The 6,425-nt window shown below is 39.4% G+C and carries 4 protein-coding genes and 1 pseudogene; 3 read left to right on the plus strand and 2 right to left on the minus strand.

Translation table 11 applies throughout. The features are described 5' to 3' along the window. The 3 genes from VIH09_RS02895 to VIH09_RS02905 all read left to right on the plus strand — a co-directional run. Nucleotides 1-1,397 (plus strand): phospho-sugar mutase (locus tag VIH09_RS02895; protein WP_331577692.1); only part of this gene is annotated, 1,397 nt, incomplete at its 5' end. Nucleotides 1,398-1,401: 4 nt separating this feature from the next. Then, entirely contained in the window at nt 1,402-3,231 is a 1,830-nt protein-coding gene (locus VIH09_RS02900) for an ABC transporter ATP-binding protein (protein ID WP_331577694.1), read from the plus strand. Nucleotides 3,232-3,310: 79 nt separating this feature from the next. Next, a complete protein-coding gene (locus VIH09_RS02905) occupies nt 3,311-4,012 on the plus strand; it encodes a hypothetical protein (protein WP_331577697.1) in 702 nt (233 codons plus the stop codon). Between the two features lie 15 nt (nt 4,013-4,027). On the opposite strand, the gene VIH09_RS02910 is transcribed toward VIH09_RS02905, so the two are convergent. Both VIH09_RS02910 and VIH09_RS02915 read right to left on the minus strand, forming a co-directional pair. After that, the gene (locus tag VIH09_RS02910; RefSeq protein WP_331577699.1) at nt 4,028-4,750 is read right to left on the minus strand and encodes a hypothetical protein; all 723 of its coding nucleotides are present in this window, start codon (nt 4,748-4,750) and stop codon (nt 4,028-4,030) included. Nucleotides 4,751-4,859: 109 nt separating this feature from the next. Then, nucleotides 4,860-6,425 (minus strand): annotated as a pseudogene (locus VIH09_RS02915) (TonB-dependent receptor); the annotation flags it as partial.

A 6,425-nucleotide genomic window follows, 5' to 3' on the forward strand; every position in this document is an offset into this window, starting at 1 on the left:
TTTTCTCTGCCAACGGAATTGAAGTGTATTTGTTTTCGGAATTAAGACCGACACCTGAATTATCATTTGCCGTTAAACATTTGGGCTGCCAATGTGGAATCGTACTTACTGCGTCACACAATCCTCCCGAATACAACGGATATAAAGTGTACTGGGAAGACGGTGGTCAAATCGTACCGCCAGAAGACGAAGGCATTATTAATACAATTGAAAATTTAAACTTTGACCAAATCAAATTTGATGCAAACGAAGATTTAATTCACTACATCGATACTGACGTCGATACCGCATTTATAAAATCATCAATTGAAAACGCAAGCTTTAATACGCCTGTTGCAGCAAAAGAAAATTTGCACGTAGTATTTACCTCTTTGCACGGCACTTCCATAACGCTAGTACCTGACACTTTATCGCAGGCAGGTTACACCAATGTACATATTGTTGAAGAACAAAGAGTTCCGAACGGCGATTTTCCAACAGTAAAATCCCCAAATCCTGAAGAGCCGGAAGCATTGACAATGGCATTGGCATTAGCGGACAAAACGAATTCTGATATCGTTGTTGGGACCGATCCTGATTGCGATAGATTGGGCGTTGCTGTTCGAAATAACGAAGGACAAATGACGTTGCTAAACGGAAATCAAACGATGATTTTGATGACTGCATTTCTATTGGAACAATGGAAAAAAGCGGGCAAAATCAATGGTAAACAATTTGTGGGTTCTACGATTGTCTCGACTCCTATGATGATGGAATTAGCAACAAACTACGGCGTGGAATGCAAAGTGGGATTGACTGGTTTCAAATGGATTGCCAAGATGATTAAGGATTTTCCTGAGTTGGAATTCATTGGTGGTGGCGAGGAAAGTTTCGGTTATATGGTGGGCGATGCTGTTCGTGACAAAGATGCCGTTGCAGCCACTTTATTGATCTGCGAAGTTGCGGCTCAGGCCAAAGCCAAAGGCAGTTCCGTTTACAAAGAACTATTACAACTATACGTAGAGAATGGTTTTTATAAAGAGTATTTGGTTTCCATTACCAAAAAAGGAATGGAAGGGCTTCAGGAAATCAACCGAATGATGGTTGATCTGCGAGAAAATCCTTTGAAAGAAATAAACGGCCAAAGGGTCATAATGGTGGAAGATTATCAGTCTTCGACAGCAAAAAACTTACTGGATGATTCAATCACAACAATGGACATCCCAAAATCTAACGTGCTAATTTATTACACCGAAGACGGCTCTAAAATTTGTGCCAGACCAAGTGGGACTGAACCGAAAATAAAATTCTACATCAGCGTAAATGCCGAACTGGATTCCGTTGAAAATTTCAAAGAGGTGGATGCTGTTTTAAACGAAAAGATTAAAAATATTATTATTGCAATGCAATTGAACTAAAGTAATGGACAAAAATTTAATAAAGCTTCTTCCCTATACAAAACCGTACAAAAAACATATTGTCTGGAATATCATATACAATGTACTGTATGCATTTTTCAGCACTATTTCTATGCTGACTATTTTCCCGGTGCTTGAGGTGCTTTTTGGAAAAACCAAAGTCGTACTGAAAGAGCCGGTATATACGGGGATAGGAAACTTGAAGCAGTTTGGTTCTGATTTATTGTATTATAAAATATCCGAATTGACAAAGGACAATGGCATTCAAGTTGCCCTTTTGTTTGTTGTTTTAATGGTGATCACAACGTTTTTGTTCAAAAACCTATTTAATTATCTCGCTTCGCATCACATAATGCACCTGAAAAACGGTGTTTTAAGGGACTTGAGGAAATCAATGTATAAAAAGATTGTGGAATTGCCCATCTCTTACTATTCCGAAAAAAGAAAGGGAGATATCATGGCTCGAATGCTTGGTGATGTAAATGAAGTGCAAAACTCCTTTTTTTCCATACTGGAATTAGTGGTAAAAGAACCTCTGACCATTATTTTTGCTTTGGTGACCATGTTTATCATAAGCCTAAAACTCACCTTATTTGTTTTGATTTTTATGCCCATTTCCGGGTGGATCATTTCAAAAGTCGCTAAGAATTTACGGGCAAAATCATTGCAGGCGCAAAGAGAAAGCGGCTTCCTGATTTCTATTGTCGACGAAACTTTAGGCGGTCTGAAAGTGATTAAAAGTTACAATGCCGAAACGAATTTCAAAGGCAGGTTCAACAATTCGGTAACCCGATTACTGAATTTAACAAACAGTATAGGAAGCAAAAACAATCTGGCGACACCATTAAGCGAATTTTTAGGGGTCACCACAATTGCAATCTTACTATTTTATGGGGGGAATTTGGTTTTAGTGGAAAAAACATTGGACGGCTCCGCCTTCATCGTTTATTTGACTTTGGCATTCAACATTCTTACGCCGGCAAAAGCGATTTCTAAGGCTTCCTATTCCGTAAAAAACGGACTTGCCGCCGCAGAACGTGTTTTTGAAGTTCTGGAAGTTGAAAATGAAATTACTTCTAAGAAAAATGCTATTGAAAAAAACACTTTTGATTCGGATATAACCATCAAAAATGTCAATTTTAAATATGAAGAGGAGACTGTTTTAAAAGACTTTTCCCTTCAGGTAAAAAAAGGGCAAACAATAGCGCTCGTAGGCCAATCCGGAAGCGGAAAAAGTACGATTGCCAACTTACTGACCCGTTTTTATGACGTGAACGAAGGAACGATCAGCATTGACGGGACTGATATAAAAGACATCAACCTACAATCGCTTCGCGGCTTGATGGGATTGGTGACACAGGACAGCATATTGTTTAATGAAACGATAAAAGAGAACATTTCATTAGGGAAACAAAACGCCACGGATGACGAGATTATCGAGGCGCTAAAAATCGCTAATGCTTATGAATTTGTGAAGGACTTACCTAAAGGAATACACACCAACATTGGAGACAGTGGAAACAAGCTTTCTGGCGGACAAAAGCAACGACTGTCTATTGCTCGTGCCGTTTTGAAAAATCCTCCAATCATGATTTTGGATGAGGCAACTTCCGCATTGGATACCGAAAGCGAGAAATTTGTGCAAGTCGCCTTAGAAAATATGATGCAAAACAGGACATCGATTGTCATTGCGCACCGTCTTTCAACCATTCAAAAAGCAGACTCTATTGTAGTGATGCAAAAAGGAAGAATTGTCGAGCAAGGAACTCATGACGAACTGATTGCCCTTAACGGCATGTACAACAAACTGGTGTCGATGCAGTCATTTGAGTAGCGGAAACCCAAAAATCGAAATTGGAATCAATGAAATTGGTTGTTTTTGCTTTAATATTTAAATACCTTTAAATTCTAAAATGTATATCAACAACCCAAATATCAATCTTACCGATGATCCGGACACTATTGTTTGGAAGTATTTAGACTTGTCCAAGTTCTTGGATTTGTTGATGTCCAGGAAACTATTCATGTCAAGGTCCGATAAGTTCGAGGACCAATATGAAGGTACATTTAGCGAGCCTACTTTCGAAGAAATAAAAAAGCTTTCGATCAACAATCCCGATTTTTTGCAATTTTACAAGACCCACCGAGAAAGGGTGGCTATAAGCAGCTGGCACATTAACGAATACGAATCCTTTGCCATGTGGCAAATTTTCACTCAAAACAGCGAAGGACTGGCTATTCAGTCAACGATAGGGAGGCTACAAAACGCTTTAAACCCTGAAAATAACTACAAACAGTTCATCGGGGAAGTAAACTATATCGACTACAAAAAGGAATACATCCCATTTGACGACATGTTTTTTCCTTTCTTATTTAAGCGAAAAAGCTTCCAATACGAGCGCGAAGTGCGCATCATTACCGACGTTGCCGAAAACAAAATAACCCTCAACGATGGCCTAAAAATTAATGTGAACATCGATCAGCTGATCGAAAAAATTTACATACACCCAAAATCTGAGAACTGGTATAAAAACCTGGTCATTGAACTGGTAAAACAACTTGGATTTGATTTCGCCATCGAAAAATCAGATCTTGAGAGCGACATTCTGATTTAAAGTGTATTCCTTAATTTATATCGGTTCGTAGCTGGAAACTTTCCATTCGTCAATTGACAAGTCAACATAGTTATAATGCACTACGTCATTTTTATCAAATTGTCCATTTTTGTTGGTGTCTTCAACGGTTCTGAAATACAAACGGTTTTTTGACTCTATCAAATTCCAATCAATCAATTCCTGAAAATCAGCGGAGATTTTAGTGAATTTTTTACCGCTGATGTTGCTCAAATACAAGGATTTGATATCACTGGTATCCAATTTTCCGTCTCTATTCGTGTCCATATCAAACATAGTGTACGCCATAACTTGTTTTTTAGCTTTGTCCGAGACTGATTTTAGATAGGTCGCAGTAAGAATCAAGGCAGGTTTGTTCGTTAATGCATGTATAGAATCGGAGTCAGTCCTTTGAAATTTGAGATTCTGCAAATATCCCGTAATTTCATTTTCGCCATAATTGGAAATGGTAAAACTGAGGTCTATCACGCTTGAGGAACCGTATCTGGCTTTCGTGCCTCTTTCATAGACACGCAAATCAGCGATTGGATGAATCAAGTAATTGGTTCCTTCCATCTGGATGGGCAAGTCGGAAATGGCGACTTGGGTAGAATCCATTTTTTCGATTCCCTTTCCTTTATTCGTGGCATCATAAATAACTTTTGGCTTCTCCATCTCTTCCTTACAGCTGGCCAAAAGTAACATTGTCATACCCAATAATGCTATATGTAACTTTTTCATAATGATGTAATATTAAAAAATAAACCCAAATGTAATCATTTTTAAAAATGCTTCTGATATTTATGCGATAAAACGTACCCGCTGGCTCCATAACAGCATTGCCCGTTTGCTATAATTTGGCACTCAACTTAACGTTGAAAACCCTTGTGGTCATATAATTTGGTATGGCGTACTCGTTTTTGGAATACACATCCCGAACCCAGGTATTGGTAATTGCGTTTTGATTGTTGAAAAGATTAAAGATTTCCAGTCCTAAGGCAAGTTCCTTGAAATTCCCAAACCAACTCGTATTTTGTTCCCCAGAGTTAGCATCGATAAATACTTTAGAGAAACCCACGTCTACCCTACGGTAATCGTTCAGTCGGTTTTGATACAAATAAGGATCCGAATAGGACGGAGAACCTCCCGGCAGTCCGGTATTGTAAACCAGATTCAAATACAATTTCACACTTGGAATATTAGGCATATAATCCTGAAACAAAAGCGCGAATTTAAGCCTCTGGTCCGTCGGTCTGGCGATGTATCCTCTATTGTTGCTGTTTTCTTCTGTTTTAAGATATCCGAAACTCAACCAGGATTCAGTTCCGGGAACGAATTCCCCGTTCAGTCGAAGGTCGAGCCCTTGTGCATAAGCCTTTGCAACATTGGAAGCGGCGTAGCGTATCCTCACATTATCGATAGTATAGGTATTCACGTCAGTTAAAGATTTATAATACAGTTCCGAAACCAGTTTAAAAGGGCGATTCCATATTTTAAAACTATAATCATCGCTCAATACCAGATGAACTGATTGCTGCGCTTTGACATGGGGCTGTACAACACCGTCGGCATCCCTAAGCTCCCTGTAAAAAGGAGGCTGATGGTACAATCCTCCGGATAGTCTAAAAACCATTTCCATATCCCAATCCGGTTTTAATGCAATTTGTGCCCTCGGGCTGAAGGTAAACTGCGCATCCCCTTTGCTATTTGCTCCTGAAACTTCCCAGTTATGCACTCGCAATCCAGCATTGTACCAAACCTCGCTAGCGCCTAAATTTCCCTTCCTGCTCCATTGCCCGTAGCCCGAAAATCGATTAATCGTATTGAAATTGGTCGCACGGATATTCTGATATGGAACCAACGGCCCTTGGTAAGATGAGTACGGCTGGTCATTTTTAGGCAAGTCAATAATCGGAGGGTTAATCGAAAACCCAGCCGAATCGATCATTTCCCATTCCACGACCCGATCGCGAATCGATTCACGAGTATATTTAATCCCCCATTCTATTTCGTTTTTTCTCCAATCGTGGAACCCTTTTACTTCAGCATTTACAATCAATGCATCCAAATCATTCCGAGCATGATTTAACTGAGAACCGATTCCTCTAGTGAAAGCAACGTCCCCATAAGTATCTGACCCTATATTTGAGTCCACCTCCCCCAGGCGGTATTGCGCCAATATATCAAAATGTTCCTGTTCTAAAGTATGAAAAACGGAACCGATAAATTTCATTGTGAAATTAGGCGTCGTAGCGAAAATTGTTTTCACCGCACCAAAATAGGTTTCATACTTGTCCTTCTCTTGGCCTTCATAATACACAGAAAGCGCCAGCGGCTGATCAATTGTACCAAATTTCGTCTGACGCGTTAATGGCTGGTATTGGTATCTGTTTTGGGAAATATTCCCAAGAAAACT

The sequence above is a fragment of the Flavobacterium sp. genome (assembly GCF_036515215.1).
Taxonomy (GTDB): Bacteria; Bacteroidota; Bacteroidia; order Flavobacteriales; family Flavobacteriaceae; genus Flavobacterium.

Bases quoted from the DNA above. Each gene is read 5' to 3' on its own strand.
- VIH09_RS02900 (WP_331577694.1), top strand. From the start codon at position 1,402: ATGGACAAAAATTTAATAAAGCTTCTTCCCTATACAAAACCGTACAAA.
- VIH09_RS02905 (WP_331577697.1), top strand. From the start codon at position 3,311: ATGTATATCAACAACCCAAATATCAATCTTACCGATGATCCGGACACT.
- VIH09_RS02910 (WP_331577699.1), bottom strand. From the start codon at position 4,750: ATGAAAAAGTTACATATAGCATTATTGGGTATGACAATGTTACTTTTG.